Annotated in this window: 1 protein-coding gene; it reads left to right on the top strand. The window is 45.4% G+C overall.

From position 1 onward, the window contains the following. On the top strand, nucleotides 1-1,009 hold a 1,009-nt coding region (locus AB5935_RS28330), incomplete at both ends, for a triple tyrosine motif-containing protein (protein WP_368328146.1).

Here is a 1,009-nt window from a genome sequence, read left to right as displayed (position 1 = left end):
GCCACACGCATCCACATAAATCCGGAGAATAAGAACATCAGTATCACCCGATTCAATCAGCTGGACGGTGCTTTGGACGGCGAATACATAAAAGATGCCGTATTCAGTTCTTCCGACGGTACTCTCTATCTGGGTGGTATTGATGGCTTTAGCATATTCCATCCCGACAAGGACTCCATTCATCCGATGCTTCCTGATCCGCCGGTTTTCACAGCCTTACGCTTGTATGGAGAGAAAGTGAATACTGGAAAAGAATATGGCAACCGCATCATCCTGTCCAAGGCTGCTCCTTATACAACCGAAATCGAACTGGACTATAACCAAAACTTCCTGACTTTCGAATTTTCGGCATTGAATTATATCAATCATGAACGCACATACTACCGTTATCAACTGGAAGGTATCGACCCGCAATGGATGAGTACATTTGCAGGAAGACAGGGAAATGCGACTGTAGGGAAAGGTCTTCTTCAAGCTGTTTACACCAATTTACCACCGGGAGATTATACATTCAAAGTCATGGCCTCGGACAATCCTCTTCAGTGGAACGGCAAAGTGACAGCAATAAAATTAACCATCCATGCACCGTGGTGGAAAACAACCACGGCTTATATCCTGTATGCAGTCATTTTATTACTGATTGCTTTCACCGGTAGCCGATTGTATATCTATTGGAGCAGAAAGGAAATGGAACGCAAGCATAAAGAAGAGATTCTATTACTCCGTATCCGCAACCTGATCGAACAAAATAATTCTCTAACCTGTGGCATAGAAGAAACGTCTCCCGACCATCAGCAACAGGACACAGAAGAATCTGCATTTCTGGCACAAGCCATCAAACTGGTGGAACAGAATCTGCACGTCAATGGCTATTCGGTGGAGCAACTAAGCCGCGACCTCTGTATGGAGCGAACGGGATTATACCGCAAACTGGTGACTATGCTCGATCAGTCTCCCAGCCTCTTTATCCGTAACATTCGTCTGCAACGGGCAGCACAACTGATAACAG

Source organism: Phocaeicola sp. RTP21198st1_B8_RTP21198_201120 (assembly GCF_040929485.1).
GTDB classification, from domain to species: Bacteria; Bacteroidota; Bacteroidia; order Bacteroidales; family Bacteroidaceae; genus Phocaeicola; species Phocaeicola dorei.
Note: the sequence above shows the minus strand (reverse complement) of the source record. Positions and strands in the feature narration are given on the sequence as shown.